The sequence below is a fragment of the Acidilutibacter cellobiosedens genome, assembly GCF_004103715.1.
GTDB classification, from domain to species: domain Bacteria; phylum Bacillota; class Clostridia; order Tissierellales; family Acidilutibacteraceae; genus Acidilutibacter; species Acidilutibacter cellobiosedens.
In genome coordinates, this window is record NZ_CP035282.1 from 688,472 (window position 1) to 707,823 (window position 19,352).

At 33.9% G+C, this 19,352-nt stretch carries 16 protein-coding genes, 1 tRNA gene and 1 riboswitch; of the genes, 15 read left to right on the forward strand and 2 right to left on the reverse strand.

Features of this window, described 5'->3' with window-relative positions; translation table 11 throughout:
• The 8 genes from spoIID (at position 1) to EQM13_RS03310 (ending at position 6,884) form a co-directional block, all read left to right on the forward strand.
• A complete protein-coding gene (spoIID, locus tag EQM13_RS03275) occupies positions 1-1,020 on the forward strand; it encodes a stage II sporulation protein D (RefSeq protein WP_114218251.1) in 1,020 nt (339 codons plus the stop codon).
• 328 nt (positions 1,021-1,348) lie between these two features.
• Positions 1,349-2,179 carry a M23 family metallopeptidase gene (locus EQM13_RS03280; RefSeq protein ID WP_114218250.1) on the forward strand — a complete coding sequence of 277 codons (831 nt, stop codon included), beginning with the start codon at positions 1,349-1,351 and terminating at the stop codon, positions 2,177-2,179.
• Between the two features lie 102 nt (positions 2,180-2,281).
• Complete coding sequence (gene spoIIID / locus EQM13_RS03285) at positions 2,282-2,536, forward strand: sporulation transcriptional regulator SpoIIID (RefSeq protein ID WP_071140383.1); 255 nt, start codon at positions 2,282-2,284, stop codon at positions 2,534-2,536.
• 210 nt (positions 2,537-2,746) lie between these two features.
• Complete coding sequence (mreB, locus tag EQM13_RS03290) at positions 2,747-3,772, forward strand: rod shape-determining protein (protein WP_071140384.1); 1,026 nt, start codon at positions 2,747-2,749, stop codon at positions 3,770-3,772.
• 62 nt (positions 3,773-3,834) lie between these two features.
• Entirely contained in the window at positions 3,835-4,881 is a 1,047-nt protein-coding gene (locus EQM13_RS03295; protein WP_206172792.1) for a flagellar hook-basal body protein, read from the forward strand.
• A gap of 19 nt (positions 4,882-4,900) precedes the next feature.
• Positions 4,901-5,695, forward strand: coding sequence for a flagellar basal-body rod protein FlgG (gene flgG / locus EQM13_RS03300; protein WP_071140385.1), 795 nt, complete (start codon positions 4,901-4,903; stop codon positions 5,693-5,695).
• Between the two features lie 13 nt (positions 5,696-5,708).
• Positions 5,709-6,029 carry a rod-binding protein gene (locus EQM13_RS03305; RefSeq protein ID WP_071140386.1) on the forward strand — a complete coding sequence of 107 codons (321 nt, stop codon included), beginning with the start codon at positions 5,709-5,711 and terminating at the stop codon, positions 6,027-6,029.
• 9 nt (positions 6,030-6,038) lie between these two features.
• Complete coding sequence (locus EQM13_RS03310) at positions 6,039-6,884, forward strand: transglycosylase SLT domain-containing protein (protein ID WP_114218248.1); 846 nt, start codon at positions 6,039-6,041, stop codon at positions 6,882-6,884.
• Between the two features lie 193 nt (positions 6,885-7,077).
• Here EQM13_RS03310 and EQM13_RS03315 read toward each other — a convergent pair whose 3' ends face one another.
• Together EQM13_RS03315 and EQM13_RS03320 are read right to left on the reverse strand one after the other, a co-directional pair.
• On the reverse strand, positions 7,078-9,951 hold the full coding sequence (locus EQM13_RS03315; protein ID WP_128751944.1) for a phosphodiester glycosidase family protein: 2,874 nt from the start codon (positions 9,949-9,951) through the stop codon (positions 7,078-7,080).
• Positions 9,952-10,113: 162 nt separating this feature from the next.
• A tRNA-Pro gene (locus EQM13_RS03320) sits at positions 10,114-10,187 on the reverse strand.
• 236 nt (positions 10,188-10,423) lie between these two features.
• On the opposite strand from EQM13_RS03320, the gene EQM13_RS03325 reads away from it, so the two are divergent.
• From EQM13_RS03325 to EQM13_RS03355, 7 genes are all read left to right on the forward strand, one after another.
• Complete coding sequence (locus tag EQM13_RS03325; protein WP_071140394.1) at positions 10,424-10,960, forward strand: ferritin-like domain-containing protein; 537 nt, start codon at positions 10,424-10,426, stop codon at positions 10,958-10,960.
• 93 nt (positions 10,961-11,053) lie between these two features.
• A riboswitch (SAM riboswitch) is annotated at positions 11,054-11,165 on the forward strand.
• A 69-nt stretch (positions 11,166-11,234) separates the two neighbouring features.
• Positions 11,235-12,422, forward strand: a complete 1,188-nt coding sequence (gene metK / locus EQM13_RS03330; protein ID WP_071140395.1) for a methionine adenosyltransferase — start codon at positions 11,235-11,237, stop codon at positions 12,420-12,422.
• Positions 12,423-12,637: 215 nt separating this feature from the next.
• Positions 12,638-13,081 (forward strand): PTS sugar transporter subunit IIA, encoded by a 444-nt coding sequence (locus tag EQM13_RS03335; protein ID WP_071140396.1) that lies wholly within the window; start codon positions 12,638-12,640, stop codon positions 13,079-13,081.
• Between the two features lie 20 nt (positions 13,082-13,101).
• Complete coding sequence (locus tag EQM13_RS03340; RefSeq protein ID WP_071140397.1) at positions 13,102-13,422, forward strand: PTS fructose transporter subunit IIB; 321 nt, start codon at positions 13,102-13,104, stop codon at positions 13,420-13,422.
• A gap of 27 nt (positions 13,423-13,449) precedes the next feature.
• On the forward strand, positions 13,450-14,679 hold the full coding sequence (locus tag EQM13_RS03345) for a PTS fructose transporter subunit IIC (RefSeq protein ID WP_071140398.1): 1,230 nt from the start codon (positions 13,450-13,452) through the stop codon (positions 14,677-14,679).
• A gap of 32 nt (positions 14,680-14,711) precedes the next feature.
• Entirely contained in the window at positions 14,712-17,372 is a 2,661-nt protein-coding gene (locus EQM13_RS03350; RefSeq protein ID WP_128751945.1) for a glycoside hydrolase family 38 N-terminal domain-containing protein, read from the forward strand.
• Between the two features lie 17 nt (positions 17,373-17,389).
• Complete coding sequence (locus EQM13_RS03355) at positions 17,390-19,348, forward strand: BglG family transcription antiterminator (protein WP_128751946.1); 1,959 nt, start codon at positions 17,390-17,392, stop codon at positions 19,346-19,348.
• The last annotated feature ends 4 nt before the right edge of the window (positions 19,349-19,352 follow it).

Sequence of the window (19,352 nt, forward strand, 5' to 3'; positions counted from 1 at the left end):
ATGAAGAAGTTGGGAATATATTTAATTTTCTTTATTGTAATAATCATTGTTGTCCCTGCGGTTCTTGTAAAAACCATTAATTTTGTGATGAAAGAAGATAAGTTGAATTTGACGGAAGAAAAAGATGAAGAATCGGAGAACAAAGAAGAAGTAAAATTTGATGGTTATATAAAAGTATATGATACAAGAACTCAGGAAGTTTTGAAGATGCCTTTGGAAGACTATGTGAAGGGAGTAGTAGCGGCGGAAATGCCCGCCGAATTTCATGAAGAAGCATTAAAAGCTCAGGCTGTTGCCAGCAGAACTTATGCATTGGAAAGGACAAAGAAATATCCTGCAGGCCATCCGGATCATCCCGGAGCGCCGCTATGTACGGGAGTTCACTGCCAAGCCTACTTAAGTCTTCAGGAATTGGAGGAAGCTCACTCTTCCAAATGGGTGGAGCAATATTGGGGAAAAATTGAAGATGCCGTAGATAGTACTAAAAATGAAGTAATTTATTATGACGGAGAATTGATTGAACCCTTATATCATTCTACCAGCGGAGGAATGACGGAGGATTCGGAAGATGTGTTTGCAGTTAGTTACCCTTATTTGAAGTCGGTTTTGAGCCCTTATGAAGAAGGTGCTCCCAAATTGAAGAGTACATCCACCTTTACAGTGAATGAATTTATAGATAAGATAAAGGAGAATTATCCTGAAGCTAATATTACAAAGGATAATATGGCTGAGAAGATCAAAGTGGTGGAAAGAACGGAAAGCGGTAGAATAAAAAAATTGATGATTGATGGAATAGTTATAGAAGGTAGCAAAATAAGAAGTATATTTAATTTAAATTCTACAAATTTTAAGATAACTTTAAATCTTAAAACCAATACCGTTGAGATTGAAACAACAGGATATGGTCATGGAGTTGGAATGAGCCAATGGGGAGCAAACGGTATGGCGAAGCAGGGAAAAAACTATAAGGAAATATTATGTCACTATTATCAGGGAGTAGAAATCGGAACATATAAATAGCTATATAAAAAAGGGAGTGCCGTAAAACTGCTGAATAAGCAGTTAGCGATACTCCCTTTTTTCATAAATTAAAAAATCAGCCGGAAAAATTGACTGATATTATCCGTAGCCATCCAATTGGTTGATTTAAGACGTTTAATAAGCATATGAATCTAAAAACTTTATTTGCAGGTTCTCAGGAATCTGTATTTTATTTTTTTGTATAAAAACGGCAAATTTTCGCGATAAGAATTTGCCATTTAAAACTTTTAATACATATTTTTAATTTTTTTCTAAAAGATGTATTAAATATTTTGTCCTGGCAATACTACCTAATGGAGGTGGAGGTATGAAAAAATGGTTTTCAAATTTAATGGATAAAGACGGATTTTATATAATTTTATTTATTTGTGTTTGCTTAATTGCGACAACTGCCGTTTGGGTTTCTAAAAATAATTCTGTAAAGACAAAAGATGAAAATATTTCAAAGATAAATGAAGATTTTTTTAAAGTGGAAAAGGGTGACGAAGAAGAACCTTCTTTAGAGATCAGCAAGATGGGAAAAACGGACGATGAAGAAGAGAAGAATGATGAAGAAGAACAAAATAAAGATATAGAAAAAGAAGAAGAGAAACAAAATCAAGATCAGGATATTGAAGAAATAATGGAAGATGAAACGGATAAAGGAAAAGAAGATGATGAGACGGAAAAACTTTTTAAAGAATCGGAACCAATTGAAAGTAATACGAATTCTCCTGTTATTCAAAATAATATGCTTCTTCCGTTGGTAGGTACTTTGGGAGTTGATTTCACAGGAGAAGGATTGGTTTATTCAGAGACTTTAGACGAATGGGTAAGCCATCAAGGAATTGACTTATATGCAAAAGAAGGAACTATAGTAAGGGCAAGCCTTGATGGAGTTGTAAAGGATGTATACGACGATGATTTATGGGGAATAACAATAACTATTGATCATGGCAATGGAATAGAAACAAGATACAAAAATTTATCTACAGAGAAAATGGTAAAAATAGGGCAAAAGGTTAAAAAAGGAGATCCAATAAGTGGTATAGGGAGGACTGCAAAATTAGAACTTGCAGAGGAACCTCATTTACATTTTGAAGTATTAAAAGAAGGGATATGCGTTGATCCAAAAGATTATTTACCAAACATTCAATAAAAATTCAACCTGTTTTGTGAATATGTTCTATAAATATGAGTTTGAGCATAATTATAAAAAAGAAAGGGAAGAGAAAAATCAAGTTCAAAGGGGGTTAAACATTTGAAAGATTATATAGAAGAAAGGGCATTGAAGGTTGCAAAATACATAATTAGTGAAAAATCAACGGTAAGACAAGCAGCTACTGTATTTGGGGTGAGTAAAAGTACTGTTCACAAAGATGTGACGGAACGGTTGCCTAAAATCAACCCTCTTATTGCTGGCATGGTTAAGCAGATATTAGAAAAAAATAAATCAGAAAGACACATCAGAGGTGGAGAAGCAACTAAAATGAAATACAAAGTTGTTAATAATTAAATAGGTCCTTTTAAGGGCCTTTTAAAATTTTTTGTAAAATTTTATGAGTAAAATAGAGGATTTTTTCTAATTTTATAGAACTTAAATTAGGATAGGATATTTGTGGATATTTGTCGAAAGCTTGTCATAGTTTTTTAAAATAAATTTATTTGTATATAAGATAAAATACTGTTAATATATATATATAAAACACAAAGGAGGGCGTGTTGTATGGCTGCATTTAGAAGCGATTTAGGAATTGATCTCGGTACGGCAAGTATTTTGGTTTATGTAAAAGGAAAAGGAATAGTGCTGAACGAACCTTCTGTGGTAGCTATTGATCAAAATACAAAAAGATTTCTTGCTGTAGGAGAAGAGGCGAGAAAGATGTTGGGACGTACGCCGGGGAATATTATTGCTTTGAGACCTCTTAGAGACGGAGTTATATCCGATTATGACGTTACGGAAAAAATGCTTAAATATTTTATACAGAGGGCTATAGGAAGATTTTTATTTAAGCCAAGAGTTATAGTTGGCGTTCCCAGTGGAGTGACTGAAGTTGAAAAGAGAGCGGTATTGGAGGCGAGCAATCAAGCGGGGGCTGCGAAAACATATCTTATAGAAGAGCCCATGGCAGCAGCAATAGGAGCCGGGATAGATATCACCGAACCTAATGGAAACATGATCGTAGATATTGGTGGCGGAACTACAGACGTTGCCATAATCTCATTAGGAGGAATAGTTGTAAGCAAATCCATAAAAGTAGCAGGAAACGAGTGCGACGAAGCTATTTCAAGATATATTAGGAAAAAACATAATGTAATGATAGGAGAGAGAAGTGCAGAAGAATTAAAAATCAATATTGGTACGGCTTATAAAAAGAATAAAGAAGAATTCATGGAAGTAAGAGGGAGAAATTTAGTAACAGGTCTTCCGAAGACCGTTAATATTTCATCATCAGAGATGCTGGAGGCATTAGAGGAACCTGTGACAAATATAGTGGATTCAGTACATGCGGTTCTTGAAAGAACACCTCCGGAATTGGCGGCTGATATTGCAAATACAGGGATAGTTATGACCGGTGGAGGTTCTTTACTGTGGGGCCTTGATAAACTTATATCTGAAAAAACAGGAATAGATGCAAGAGTTGCAGATGATCCTGTTTCATGTGTAGCTATAGGGACGGGAAAATCTCTTGACTGGGTTGATGTGTTAGAGAATAGTTTAATGAATGATGATAAGGTTAGGTCTAAATAACTATAATAAAAATTATTTAATCGACGATATACACTAATGAATATTATTAAGGAAGTGATATTTTGAATCGAGGACTATATATTAGTGCAACTTCTTTGATTGCAAATCAAAGAAAAATGGATGTTATTGCAAATAATATTGCAAATATGAATACCACGGGATTTAAAAAAGATATTCCTATAACAGAATCATTTCCTGAAGCTCTTCTTGCAAAAATTAATGACAAGCCTGACTCAGATTTAACGGCCACAGGGCAAAACCAAATAACTTATGAAAACCATGGAGAAGTACATATAGCCCATACTGAGAATGGTTATTTTATGATTAGAACGCCTATGGGAGTAAGCTACGAAAAGGATATCAGGTTTATAGTTGATGATGAGGGCAATTTAAGGACATACTATAAGAATGAAAAAGATGAGTACAAAACAGATGGTGAAAATCTTATTTTAGGAAGAGACGGCAATCCCGTAAATGCTCAGGAAAATATAGAAGGTATGTTGGAAGGAATGGTTTATTATCCTAATAGAAATATTATAGGAACTATGAGCGGAGGAGTTAAATTTCATAAGATAGTGTCAGATTTTACTCAAGGGGATATAGTAGAGACAGGAGGAAAAACTGATGTGGCATTGAACGGCTCTGGGTTTTTTAAAGTTCAGGGAGAAGATGGGGAAGTGCTATATACCAGAGACGGTTCTTTTGCAATTAATAATGAGGGCATACTTACTACTTCCGACGGAAGGGAAGTAGTAGGCAGACAAGGACAGATAAATATTAATGGAGATAGTATAGAAATAAGGAAAAACGGAGAAATAGTGGTCGACGGAGCCGTGGTAGACAGCTTGGATATAGTTGATTTAGATAATAAGGAATATTTAAGAAAAGTCGGTGATAATTTATACCGAATGTTGGATGGTGTGAACGGAGAGGAAATTCCTTTTCAGGGAGAAGTAATGTCAGGTTGCTTGGAGAGCTCTAATGTAGATTCTATAAAGGAAATGGTTAATATGATAAGTTTATTGAGAAATTATGAATCCTGTCAAAAGGCAGTAAGAACTCAGGATGAAATGTTGGAAAAGGCAGCAAATGAAATAGGAAGAGTATAGAAAAGGAGGACTAATTAATATGCGTTCGTTATGGACAGCGGCAACTGGGATGAAAGCACAGCAATTAAATATTGATGTCATATCTAATAATTTATCGAATGTAAATACTACCTCATATAAATCACAAAGAGCAGAATTTAAGGATCTGTTTTATTCTGCGCTTAAAAGAACAAATATTGAAGACGATCAGGGCAGACCTGTAAATTTGGAAGTTGGTCATGGAGTTATGACTTCGGCTACAAAGAGAGATTTTGAAAATGGAAGTTATATTGAAACTCAAAATGATTATGACGTTGCCATTGATGGAGAAGGATTTTTTGGGATAATGCTTCCAAACGGAAATGTAGCATATACAAGAGACGGAAGCTTTAAATTGAGTGTTGACGGAGATGAAGGGAAACTGGTTACCTCGGAAGGATATAGTGTATTATCCGAAGATGATGATGAAATAATCATAGAAGATGGAATGAAGGACGTAAACATAGATAATCTTGGATATATAACAGCCGTAGATGAGGATGGAGAGAATGTTGATATAGGGAGATTAAAATTAGTTAAGTTTATGAATCCAGAAGGACTTTTGAGTAAGGGAATGAACCTCTATGAAGCAACTTCAGCTTCGGGAGAAGAAATACCGATAGAAGCTGAAGAAATGGAAAGCAATATCATACAGGGATATTTGGAATCTTCCAATGTTCAGGTAGTAGATGAGATGGTAAAGATGATTACAGCTCAAAGGGCCTATGAAATAAATTCCAAGACAATTCAAGCGTCTGATGAAATGTTACAGATGGCCAATAATTTGAAGAGATAGTTGAGGTGATCGTATGGAGACTGTTCCCATAGATAATATTAAAATAACTTCAGATGAAAATGTTTTGGCCAAAAGGGCTGAAGCATTAAAAGACGATGATGATAAGCTTATGGATGTATGCAAAGATTTTGAAAGCATATTTGTTTATACAATGTTTAAAAAAATGAGAGACACAATTCCTGACGGGGGATTGGAAGAAAAAAGCATGGGAAGAACAGTATTTGAGGATATGTACTTGGAGGAAGTAGCTAAAGAAGCAAGCAGCCAAAATAATGGTATTGGTATTGCTAAAATGATGTACGATCAATTTAAAAGGGGAGATATAAAAATTTAGGAGGTTGTTATGGGAAGAAAGATACTATGTTTTTCTTTGGTATGTGCTCTTATATTTGGAGTATTTAGCGTAGGGTACTGTCAGAAAAATAGTTTATCTAAGAAGGAAATAGAAAGAATTGTGGGAGAAGTAGCAAGAAAAAGAGGAATACCGAGTGTAATACTTAAATCAGTTGCAAAAACCGAAAGTTCCTTTACACAGTTTACGCCATCGGGGAAAATATATGCAAGCCGAGGTGGTAATATTGGTATTATGCAGGTAAGATCAAATGCCTATAACTTAAAAAAATTGCAGGAGGATCCAGTATATAATATTGAAGCCGGAGCAGATGTGCTTCTTGCTAAATGGAAATATGCAAATAGTAAAATGCCTCAAATAGGCAATATGGATCCTAATATATTGGAACATTGGTATTTTGCCCTTTGGGCTTATAACGGACTTTTAAATAGGAACAATCCTAATCAGAGCAGTAATACATATCAGGATAAAATATATAAGACGGCACAAAAAATTTATGGAGTGAAAATTAGCTCGATTGATAAGAAAAGCCTTCCTAAGAAAGGGATTCCAGGCAAAAATATTAAGTTAGAGACTCCCGCAAAATTTCACGAAGGAGATATCATTAAATATAAAATAGGAGATATAGTATTAGCAGACGGCAAAGAACAACTTCTTCTTCTTAACCAGCCATCCGGAAAAGAAGTAGGGAGAGTAGACGATAAAACAAAGTTAACTATAATTGAAGGACCAAAATTAAAGAACGGATTTTATTTTTATAAAGTAAAGAATAAAGAGAAAAATAAAGAAGGATGGATATATGGAAATTGGATTAAGATTGTGAATAAATCCTCTTAATATGTTAATAATTTTAAATAGAAGTTTTATTTAGGAGGATGAGCTATATGAAAAGAAGAGGTTTTTATACGCTGTTAGCTATATTTTTAACAATATTTACTATAGGAGTAATAATAAAAATATAATAAAGTAAAAAAGGTTAAAAAGAATAAAACCGTAAGAATTTTAAAATTCTTACGGTTTTATTCTTTTATTATTTTACAGCTGGCTTTTCAAACGCAGGTTTTATTTGATAAGTAATATTATCACCGTTTACTGTAAATTCTCCGATCATAATATTATAAATATCCTGTGGATTTTTTGCTTCCCGAGAGTCAAATTCAATATATCGTATGCCATCATTTAAATCTGTGGAATTTTGACTTCCGCCTTGTAATACCCATATATTTTTTCCCTTTTCCTCTACGGCTTTTAAGGTATCATGGAGAAGGTTAGCTTCCAATTTATCTGTAAAGCCTCCATTTCCAAATACCGGTGTAGGAAGAACAAGGATTATATTTTTCTCCTGGGAATTTTCCAGATCATTTTTTAACCATAGCCACTGCTCTGAATTTGAAGCTCTGAGACCTCCCTTGGAACTATCGGCCTTTATTATAAGCAAATTATTAAGCTTATAAGGCTTGTACCCGGAAGACACATTTATAATATTGGAATTCTTTAAACCATTTTGGAATTCCTGAGTAGTTCCTCCAAGATATATTCCTGTATTGAAATTATTCATTTTTCCTTTTATTTTATCCGTTGCAGCATATCCTACCAATTCATTTAATTTTTGTGGCACGGCAGTTATCCCTAAAGTATAACCGTTCGCTTCTTTTTTCACAGCTACATTTTTATCATCCTTTAAAGTGCTGGAGGCAGGTAGTACCAAGCTTCCGCTTTGAGAAGGGGGATATACAGCAGACAATCCGTCAAGGAGAATTTCTCCTGAGTATTTAGTAGGACTGTCGACCTCGACTATATAGATTTTCTTGAGAGTAACAGGATATTCTATTCCTTGAGGAATATCGGCAGTTACATATTGCCATCCGGACCAATCAATACTTTTTGAAAAATCTATATTAATTGATTTTCCGGTTTTATCTACGATATTTCCTCTCAGCCAACCTCCGTTTTCGTCTCCGTAAACCCATAAACCTAATTTACTGGGGGTTCCATCTAACACACGTCCATTTCCTCCGTTCTGGATGAAATTAACATAGGCTGCTCTTGTATTTTCTCCCAGAGTAAAATCGTATTGAAGGCTCAGGCTTTTATTACCTTCCTTGGCCTCATCTGAAGAAGCAATACTTCCTTTTGTAGTTTCAGGAGAAGTAGATGAAGAGAAGTTCTCCATATTGTCAAAGGACTCAACCAATACTCCTTTTCCTCCTATGGAAACCAGTATGTTTTCAACTCCCTCTCCTAATTTAGCGGTTATTGCTCCTTTTCCGCCGTTACTGTTGCTGTAAAAGATTCCTTTTTCCACATAGCCTATATTTCCTATAACGGTGAAGTTTAAATCTTCCGGATATATAATAGCCTTATAACCATCTTTGTCCTTCCCATGAAATACGCTTAAATTCTTTTGGCTGTTGATATCAAGAGAGAAACTGGTTAAATCCGTGGTAATATCCATTACTTTTCCCAGAACTTTTATATCATAGGTCCCTGTAATTCCATTGTAACTGGCAGTTACCTTTCCGGTTCCGGAAGAATTAGCCTTAAGGACATTTCCGTTAAAGGTTCCGTCAATTCCTGACACGGTATACTTGACTAACGACTGGTCAATTGCAATAGGATTGTAATACTGATCATAACCCTTTACCGAGAATTTTCTGGTGGTTTCCGGGAACATATTGGAATCATCAGTAGTTACAGTTAAATAAGCTAAGGTTCCCTGAGGAGGATTCGAGAATACACCAACTCCGTCTACAACTTTTCTTTCAGTACCGTCTGAAGGTTTATTTACAACTGTTGGGGTTTGTTCATCTAAGGCTCTTACGGCCATAGTGGTTGACCCGCCTCCATCAAGGACTAATGCATTATAAGCACCTAAATCCTTCATTATTTGAGAGAATACCTCTTGGGACACTCCCTTAAAGGAAGTGTCTCTTCCGTCAATTGTTACCATAAGAAGTTCATTTCCATCTTGAGTTATACCCAATCCTGTTCTTGGGTTGTCCCCCTTGATATTAAGATTGGAGTTTATAGTTTTTCCATTTTCAACTATTCTGCTTCCGCCGCCTATGGCAAATTTTATTTTATCCAAATCAAGATCCGTATAATCAGGTACTGCGGAAAGTTTAAGTTCAACGGTATCTCCTACATGGAAATTATTTAAAAGGGTATCTTTGACTCTTCCCCTTCCTGTAAGTATGTATCCATCTTCAGGAATGTTCACAGCTTCTTGACCTACACGCACATCTGTTACAACGTCATTTTCCACTACTACCTCTATCATATCGTTAAATAATTTGTTTCCTATGGACTTTTGGCCCCAATGCCTATTATAAAGCATTATCTCCTCATATTTTTCACTGGCTTTGTTGACAGCAGATAATATGACTTCCGAGTTTGTTGCAGAAGAAACCGCTGCAAGTTTTTTATTGAAGTAATTAAGAGAAGGATTATTGTTCTCATCTAATACAAAAGCCGGAAGAGCATAATCTTTACTCATAGGCGAAGAAATCATGTCTCCGTCATTAATTAATGCTCCGAGAGAGTGAGGAATAGGATTATATTCGAAGAAATCTCCGTTTATTCCTCCTAGGGCCCCTGAATCTTTTACCATAGTACTTACTTTTTCTCTATTTGAAATTCCCTTTTTACTGAATAAGCCTTTGACTTCAGTATACTTATCTTTTAAATTAACCCTGAGAACATTTATATTCCACCATCCTTTAGTAGTAAATTTAAGGATGTTGCTGTATTCTACTCCGCTGGAGAGATGTTTCGAATTTTTTGTTTCATATATTACAGTAGGCATAACAGGATTAGTAGCTACAGTAAAAGCTGGGGAAGCTGCGGATAATATTGAAACGAGTACTAAGAGTAATATAAAAGATTTTTTAATTTCTTTTTTCATTAATGTCACCTCACTTGTTTTTTATTAATATTTACTTAAGGGAACCCCCTAAAAATATTATATAATTTAAATATCTCAAATTGATTACAAAATCATTACAATCATTTGACAAAGGAAAAAAATAACGAACAAAAAGAATTATATCTCCTTGTTCGCCATCAGTCGGGGTGGAGGGATTCGAACCCCCGGCCCCATGGTCCCAAACCACGTGCGCTACCAAGCTGCGCTACACCCCGTAACTATTATAGTATAATGTATCTTACGATTTCGTGCAACGTGACAAAATAAGTTAAATGGGAGATTTATTCATTTATAGATTAAGTATCCTTGAGAAATCAGCATTTTTCTCACTGTATCTATTGATTTGAAAGGGAAGTAAGAAATTATATTATGATGTTCAATTATATGAACAGAAATTCTTTCTAATCATATTCTATATTAAATCAATTAAATATATAAGGGGGAAAATTGTATGAAACAAATGGGTGGTAATGAGATAATACATGGAGGATATGCGGACCCGTCTCCATATCCGGAAATTAAAGTTCTGGGAGAAAATAAACTCTATGCGGAGATTCTGATGGATGACTATGCAGGAGGGGTTAGTGAATTTACAGCAATAAATCAGTACTTATATCATTATTTTATTTCCAACAAAGAAGCGGAAGAAGTCGCTAATATGTGGGAACGTATATCTATCACGGAAATGCATCATATGGAGATGTTAGCAGAAACCATTTTACTGTTGGGAGGCAATCCTATATACAGAGGGAGCCAAAATACAAATTGCTGTTGTTGGAATGCGGGATATGTATATTATGGATGTAACTTATGTGGCCGGCTTCATGCGGATCTTATGTCTGAATACGAAGCAATTCGAAACTATGAGAGACATATCAAAGAGATTAATGACCCTTATGTTCAGGCGATTTTGGCGAGAATTATTTTGGATGAAAAAGTTCATATTGAACATTTTAATAAGGCTATTGGAAAGTATTGCGGCTGGTAATTGAGCATTGATATTTTTTATTGACGAATCATTTTAGCAGTGTTATAATTTAGTCAAGTTCTTATATTGGAAATAATTGAATAAAAATCTTGAACCTTATCAAGAGTGGTGGAGGGAATGGGCCCTATGAAACCCGGCAACCTGAAATGTGTACTTACTTCAATGGTGCTAAATCCCACAGAAATGTTGTTCTGAAAGATGAGGTGCATTTGTTGCCTTTTCTTCGGAAGAGGTTTTTTTATTTAAAAAAACAGAAAATCAAGGAGGCATTTGTATGAAAAGATGGTTGTTTACTTCGGAATCCGTAACAGAGGGACATCCTGATAAAATCTGCGATCAGATATCGGATGCCATATTGGATGCTATATTAGAAAAGGATCCGGAGGCAAGAGTTGCTTGTGAAACAAGTGTTACTACAGGACTTATACTGGTGGTTGGTGAAATATCCACAAAATGTTATGTAGATATACCTAAGGTTGTAAGAAAGACTGTTAAGGAAATAGGATATACCAGAGCAAAATATGGTTTTGATGCGGATACATGTGCGGTAATTACTTCAATTAATGAGCAGTCCCCCGACATAGCTATTGGTGTAAATAAAGCATTGGAGCAGAGAGAATTGAGTGAAGATGAATTAGACAGTATCGGTGCCGGTGATCAGGGAATGATGTTTGGATTTGCCTGCAATGAAACGCCGGAACTAATGCCTCTGCCTATATCTTTGGCTCACAAGTTATCAAAGAGATTGGCGGAAGTCAGAAAAAATCATACGCTTCCCTATTTGAGGCCAGACGGGAAGACTCAGGTAACTATTGAATATGAAGACGGAAAGCCCGTAAGAGTTGAAAATGTTGTAGTGTCCGCTCAGCATTGTTCAGATATTGATTTACCAACTATCAGAAAGGATATAATAGAAAATGTTATAAGTAAGATAATACCCTTAAATATGATAGATGAGAATACCAAATACTATGTAAATCCTACTGGAAGGTTTGTTATCGGAGGTCCAATGGGGGATTCGGGACTTACGGGAAGAAAGATAATAGTCGATACTTACGGAGGCTATTGCAGACATGGAGGAGGGGCCTTTTCGGGTAAGGATCCTACAAAAGTAGATCGTTCTGCAGCCTATGCCGCGAGATATGTGGCAAAAAACATAGTAGCCGCAGGAATTGCGGAAAAATGTGAAGTAGGACTTGCTTATGCCATAGGAGTGGCAAGACCTCTGTCAATTTATGTGGAGACCTTTGGAACAGGAAAATTGACTGATAATGAAATTGAGAGCTTAGTTAACAAACATTTTGATTTGAGGCCTGCTGCAATCATCAGAGATTTGAATTTAAGAAGACCTATATATAGACAAGTTGCAAGCTACGGTCATTTTGGAAGGCCGGATTTGGATCTTCCTTGGGAAAGAACTGATAAAGTAGAAGAATTGAGAAAAGACGGATTTAAACTTTAATACCATTGAAAAATTTTTAAAATTTAGAAGACATGAGTTAGTTTTAAACTGATCTTATGTCTCATTTTTTATATGAAGTTAAATAATTAAATTTTACCGATATAACGGTAAGATTAATATAAATAAAACGATTTCATAATACTATAATTATAAATAGATTATAAATATAGCTAAAATGTGATACTTATCAACGAGACAATTAAAGGAGGATATAATTGGATATTTTTAAGAAGGATTATATATTTTTAGATATTGGTTTAAAAGACAAAGAAAACAGTATTGATTTTATTGCCGGTAAGGCTGTTGAACTAAGCATATCCAATGACAAAGATCAAACAAAAAAAGATTTATGGAGCAGAGAAAGGGCATTTAATACCGCCATTGATGAAACAATAGCAATACCACACACTAAGTCGGAATCAATTAACCTTCCGGCGATATTCATCATAAAGTCGAAGAACATCATTGACTGGGGCGGAAAGAATATTAAACTGATTATATCCTTTTTGACTCCTAAAGAAAATAAGGACAATATCCATTTAACCATGTTGTCTAAAATATCCAGGAAACTTGTGGATGATAAATTTAAGACTACTTTAAACGAGTCTGATGATATTAATTTAATATATGAATTAATTATGAGTGCTTTAAATTCTTAAAATTGAAAGGAGAGAATATTATGGCAAAGAAAATTATAGGCTTATGTGCTTGTCCTATGGGACTTGCCCATACTTTTATGGCTGCCGAAGCATTAGAGAAAGCGGCAAAGGAAAAAGGGTATGATGTAAAGATTGAAACTCAAGGAGCAGATGGAATTCAAAACAAGCTTACGGCAGATGATATTAAAAAAGCAGATATTATAATTCATTCTGTGGGAATAACTCCTGAAGGTATGGACAGATTTGAAGGATATGAAGTATACGAAGTGGAACTTCAGGAATTAATTAAAAATCCAAAGGGAATTTTAGAAGAAATCGAAGAAGATAAAGGATTTAAGTAATTTTTAAAAGGAAAGAAGGGAATTGAAATGACGATTAAAAAAAGAACTATCGGAGTGTCTGAGGATAAAATTGTTGGAAAGGCAAATGATTTAAATGATGGTAAGCAATCTGCTTGGACAGAAATAAGCAGACATATAATGACCGGTATATCTTATATGATACCTATATTGATTATGGGAGGACTTGTCGGAGCATTTTCACAAATTATACCTTATGTCATATTAAGGGTAGACCCTTCGTTATCCATTATAGATGCATTAAATTCAGGACAATATACCGGATTTAGCGAAATATTATTGAAATTAGCCAATGTAATGTCTACTTTTGGCTTTACGTTATTTGGATTTGCAGTTCCTATGTTTGCAGCATTTACTGCTAATTCAATAGGCGGGAAGACCGCTCTTCTTGCGGGATTTATCGGCGGATATATAGCAAATAATCCGGTTGCTAAGCTAAGCATTGTAAACGGGAAATGGGAATCGGCAGCTCCCGTTGCTTCAGGGTTTCTTGGGGGCGTTATTATAGCTTTTGCTGTCGGATATTTTGTAAAATGGCTGAACAAAAAAATAAAGGTATCACATAATTGGCTGGCATTTAAAACTACTTTTTTAGTTCCTCTATTAACGGTATTGTTTACGTTGATATTTATGGTATATATAGTAACCCCTGTTGGCGGCGCTATGAATAGTCTTATTAAGAATGTGCTTCAATCTGCAGGGAAATCGGGAGAGATGATATATGCGGTAATCCTTTCTGCTGCAACGGCTTTTGATTTGGGAGGGCCTGTTAATAAGGCGGCAGGATTTGTTGCTGCCGCATTTACGATAGAAAAAACTCTTCCTATTACTGCAAGGGTTATAGCAATAGTCACTCCATCTATAGGATTGGGATTGAGTACTTTAATTGATAAAAAATTAGTCGGCAGAAGGGTATACGACAAACAATTTTATCAGGCAGGAAAGACATCTATATTTTTAGCCTTCATGGGAATTTCAGAGGGAGCAATTCCTTTTGCTTTAGAGAGACCCGGCTTTGTAATTCCTTTATATGTGATTTGTTCTGTAATAGGTTCGGTTACGGCAATTGCATTGGGAGCTGTTCAATGGTTTCCCGAATCCGCAATATGGGCTTGGCCGCTTATAGACGGAATAGTTCCGTATATAATAGGATTGGCTGTAGGATCTATTTTGATTGCCGTAATAAACGTACTGCATAGAAATAACCTGATTAAGAAAGGTAAATTAGAAGTTTTCTAATAAAACAGAAGTTATAAGGATAAGGAGGAAAAATGGAAAAATTAAAAATAGGTGTAATTCCTCATACCCATTGGGATAGAGAATGGTATTTTACGTCATCAAAATCATTCATCTATTCTCTCCACGATTTTGATGAAATTATCGGATATTTAGAACAGAATAAAGAATTTAAGTGTTTTATCTTTGACGGACAAACTTCAATAATAGAAGATTATGTTTCCGCAAGACCTGACATGGAGGCGAGAATTAAAAAACTTGTCAAAGATAATAGAATGATTATCGGACCTTGGTATACTCAACCTGACACATTAGTAGTATCAGGCGAATCCTTAATAAGGAATTTGCTTTATGGTATACATTATGCCGAAAAGCTTGGGAAATATATGAAAGTCGGGTATCTTCCCGATTCGTTCGGAATGAATGAGCAGATGCCACAGATATATAAGGGATTTGGTTTTGATTATGCAGCCTTTAGAAGAGGTATATCCGACAGATTAGTTAAGAATAGGGAATTTTATTGGGTTTCGCCAAATGGTGATGAAGTATTTGTTCACAATATATACGCTTACGGAAGTTTTGGATATCCTCCGGAAAATCCGGGTGAACTTAAAAAGTATATAATTGATATTGTAGACAAATTAAAAGAAAAGTATAGGACAGGATTAATATTGTTGTTTAATGGGGAAGATCAAAAACCAATCAGAAAGGATTTACCTCAAATTCTTCAAACAGCCCGAAAAATATTACCGAATATGGATTTTGAGATAATGTCCTTAGAAGAAGGATTAATGGAAATTAAAAAATCCGGCGTGGATTTTGAAAGATATCAAGGAGAATTTACTTTTGGACAATATTCGAGAACTCATAAAAGCATTTTTTCAACTCGTGCAGATTTAAAGATAATGAATAACAGAATAGAAAATTATATTCAAAATATAGCTGAGCCGGTATCGTCATTAGCTTATACCCTTGGTTTTAAGTATGAAGAAAAGGTCTTTGAAAAAATTTGGAAGCTAATGCTTCTAAATTCTGCCCACGACAGCATTGGCATGTGTAATTCTGATGAAACCAACAAATATGTTGAATATAGGTTTATTGAAGCAAAAAATCTTTTGTCTTCATTAACGGAATTAAAGATGAGGGAAATAAGTACAAGGATTCCGGTAAAAGATAACTTCCAATTTCAAGTATATAATCTCCTGCCTTATAAAAGAGGCGGAATTATAGAGACGGAGCTTTTCTTACCTTTTGATGAAGTGGAAATTTATGATGAAGAAGGCAATATATATGAACCACAAATTATTGATATTAAAAATGTAACGGGTTCTTTGCTTAAGAGTTCTGTTAAGGAGATCGGAGTGGATAACGACTCTGATACTTCTTGGCATAAAGAGATTGAAAATATATTTGATGCTAAGATATTAATTGATATTGAAGAATTACAGCCCTTTAGTTATAAAACCCTTTATATCCGTAAGAAAGTGAAATCTCATATACCACCAATTGAAAGTAACAATTCTATAGAAAATGAATACTTCCTTATATCAATAGACGATAAGGGAATTATAAATATATATGACAAGAAGAGGCATATTAATTATAAAGATGCAATTTATTTTGAAGATGACGGGGATGAAGGAGACAGTTACGACTATTCCGAACCGACTCACAATGTTTATTTAAGAGATATTAATGTAATAAATGTTGATAAAATAATCAATACTCTTAAAAGCACCCTTTATATAACTGTTGATATGCCTTTACCCTATAATTTAAAAGAAAGAGTTCAAGGAAAAAATACCGTAAATAACAATATTACTTTAGAACTTTCATTAATTAAAAATAATTCCAATATCGGAATAGATGTTACAGTACTCAATAGGGCAGTGGAGCATAGACTTAGAATTATTGCAAATACTGATATATGTGCGAAATACTCTTATGCCGATGAACAATTTGGCACTATAAAGAGAAAAACTTATCTTAAAGAAGCTGAATCCTGGAAGGAAGAGAAATGGGACGAAAAACCCAGGACAATTGAGCCAATGCAGAGCTTTGTCAGTATAACGGATGAGAATTTAACGGTTCAGGTTGTTACAGATGGGGTAAGAGAGTACCAAATTGTAGGTGAGAAATTTAATAAGATTGCCATGACTGTACTAAGATCTATTCCATACCTTGGGAAGGAAAATCTTAATGACAGACCTGGCAGAGCATCGGGCATGAAAGCCCAAACTTTCGATTCCAGGCTTATAAATAAGAAAATTAATGCGAAATATTTTATATCATGTTATGATAAATATTGTGATTATGAACTTGCTAAGAATGCGAAGGAAATACTTACTCCTATCATTTGCTACCAGGGATCACAGTTTAAGAATAATACAACTTACTTTGTCATTACAAATCCGAAAGATAAAAATTTGCCGTTAGATTATTCTGCATTGGAGATAAGAGGAGATGTTATATTATCAACGGTAAAAAAAGCGGAACAGAAAGAGAATTTGGTTGTAAGGTTTTATAATCCTGATAGACTTAGGAGTAAGAAGGCAGTAATTATAGGTAAAACAGAAAATTTTTACGAATCTACCTTAGACGAAAAAATAATTTCAAAATTAGACCAGGGTAAAATAGAAATTGGTACCTGTGAAGCAAAAAGCATCATTTACTCTCCTGAAAACAATAATAAATAATAGTAAAAGGTGAGTCCATGAATAAGAGAGAAGAGAACTTGATAAGAATTCTATATGAAAGAAAGAATAACTTTGTATTAATAAAGGAAATGGCCAAAGAAGAAAATTGTTGTGACAAAACCGTTAGAAATTCTCTTGATAGAGTAGAAGAATATCTTAACAAGTTTTCTTGCGGTTTAAAACTTGAAAGAAAAAAAGGCAAAGGAATTTGCCTAAGAATTAAACCTCATTCTAAGGTAACCCTTAAAGATATTTTAGGCAATAATTATATGAAAGAAGACACCATATCTGATGATGAGCGGAGAGCCGAATTATCATATACATTGTTAATGTCGACAAAAGCTGTAACATTAGAAGAATTTTCAAAAAAATATTATGTTAATAAAAAAATAATTACGGAAGATTTAAAGAAAATAGGTAGACAACTTGAGAAATATAATTTAAAAATAATTTCCAAACAAAGAATCGGAAATTTTATAAAGGGATTAGAAAAGGATAAAAGAAAAGCATTATTTAATACTATTAAAGATTTAAATCAATTTAGCAAATCAAAGTCAACTTTGAGAGATATTTTTCTACCTCATGAAATAGATATTGTTAAAAATGAAATAATGGATCTGCAAAGAAATATCAGAATATCCTTTACCGACGAGTCAAATAATGCTTTAGTCATACACATTCTTTTTATGATAAAGAGAATAAAATTAAATCAACCCATAAGTTTTTTTAAAGATGAAAAAGATTTGGTAAAATCTAAGATTCAATATTCATGGGCTGTAAAATTAACTAAGAATTTGGGAAATATATTTTCCATAACCTTTTCAGAAGATGAAATAATTTATCTGACAATACATTTATTGGGAATGAAATATAACGAAGACAGCAATATAGATATAAGCAATTTCATTGTCAAATCAGAATCGAATATTGTAGACTTATTAATAAATAGGTTATTAGACGGTTTGGAAGGAATCGGAGAGGCATCTTTCAAAACCGATGAGATATTAAAGCAGGCTTTAAGATTACATTTATATGGTTCCATTAACAGAATTAACTATGGCTTATCATTGGAAAATCCGATATTAGATGAGATAAAAAGAATGAATCCATATTTGTATTATGAAGTTTTAGATGTAGTGGATAAATTTAATGTCGATTATAATATACAGATTCCAAGGGAAGAGGTAGGATATATAACAATTCATTTTCAGGCTTCAATTGAAAGAAGTAAAAAAAATTTGGAGAAGAAATACTCGGCAGTTATCCTATGCCATATGGGAGTTGGCATTTCAAATTATCTGAAAATAAAATTGGAAAAGATATTTCCATGGGTTGAATTTATAGGAAGTATTTCCGTTAAGGAAATCCCTAAGTTTTTACAAAGTAATCATGTGGACTTTATTTTTTCTACAGTGGATATTGATGATTCTTATTTTAATTATATAAAGATTAACTCTATTATAGATAAAAAAGAAGAATCAAAAATTAAAGAATCGGTAAATAATAACTTGCTGCATAAGGAATTAAAAAAAGATAGAAAATCCCATAAGTATATATACGAGAAATTTATATTTTTAAGGAAAAGCTTTAAAAATAAATTTGAAGTTATAAAATTTATTACCGATAAATTAAGGGAATCAAACAGGATAGACGCTGAATTTCATAGCTCTGTGCTGAAAAGAGAATCTATAGACTCTACGGAGATCGGAAATTTTTTGGCAATACCTCACGGAGATTCTAAGCATATAATATCTTCAACCATAAGTATTCTTACATTGAAAGAACCTATTATATGGGGAAAAGAACAGGTACAGATTGTATTCCTTTTATCTGTAAAAAAAGAAGACTATTCAAAGGATAATACAATGGGTGGATTTTTTAAACATTTAAACGATTTAAGCAATAACAAAGAAGATTTAAAAAAGTTGATTGAAGAAGACAATATCAACAATTTTTTTAAACTTATAGAATTATAATTAG

Coding starts and splice junctions, on each gene's coding strand:
- spoIID (WP_114218251.1), top strand. CDS start 1: ATGAAGAAGTTGGGAATATATTTAATTTTCTTTATTGTAATAATCATT.
- EQM13_RS03280 (WP_114218250.1), top strand. CDS start 1,349: ATGAAAAAATGGTTTTCAAATTTAATGGATAAAGACGGATTTTATATA.
- mreB (WP_071140384.1), top strand. CDS start 2,747: ATGGCTGCATTTAGAAGCGATTTAGGAATTGATCTCGGTACGGCAAGT.
- flgG (WP_071140385.1), top strand. CDS start 4,901: ATGCGTTCGTTATGGACAGCGGCAACTGGGATGAAAGCACAGCAATTA.
- EQM13_RS03305 (WP_071140386.1), top strand. CDS start 5,709: ATGGAGACTGTTCCCATAGATAATATTAAAATAACTTCAGATGAAAAT.
- EQM13_RS03310 (WP_114218248.1), top strand. CDS start 6,039: ATGGGAAGAAAGATACTATGTTTTTCTTTGGTATGTGCTCTTATATTT.
- EQM13_RS03315 (WP_128751944.1), bottom strand. CDS start 9,951: ATGAAAAAAGAAATTAAAAAATCTTTTATATTACTCTTAGTACTCGTT.
- EQM13_RS03325 (WP_071140394.1), top strand. CDS start 10,424: ATGAAACAAATGGGTGGTAATGAGATAATACATGGAGGATATGCGGAC.
- metK (WP_071140395.1), top strand. CDS start 11,235: ATGAAAAGATGGTTGTTTACTTCGGAATCCGTAACAGAGGGACATCCT.
- EQM13_RS03340 (WP_071140397.1), top strand. CDS start 13,102: ATGGCAAAGAAAATTATAGGCTTATGTGCTTGTCCTATGGGACTTGCC.
- EQM13_RS03345 (WP_071140398.1), top strand. CDS start 13,450: ATGACGATTAAAAAAAGAACTATCGGAGTGTCTGAGGATAAAATTGTT.
- EQM13_RS03350 (WP_128751945.1), top strand. CDS start 14,712: ATGGAAAAATTAAAAATAGGTGTAATTCCTCATACCCATTGGGATAGA.
- EQM13_RS03355 (WP_128751946.1), top strand. CDS start 17,390: ATGAATAAGAGAGAAGAGAACTTGATAAGAATTCTATATGAAAGAAAG.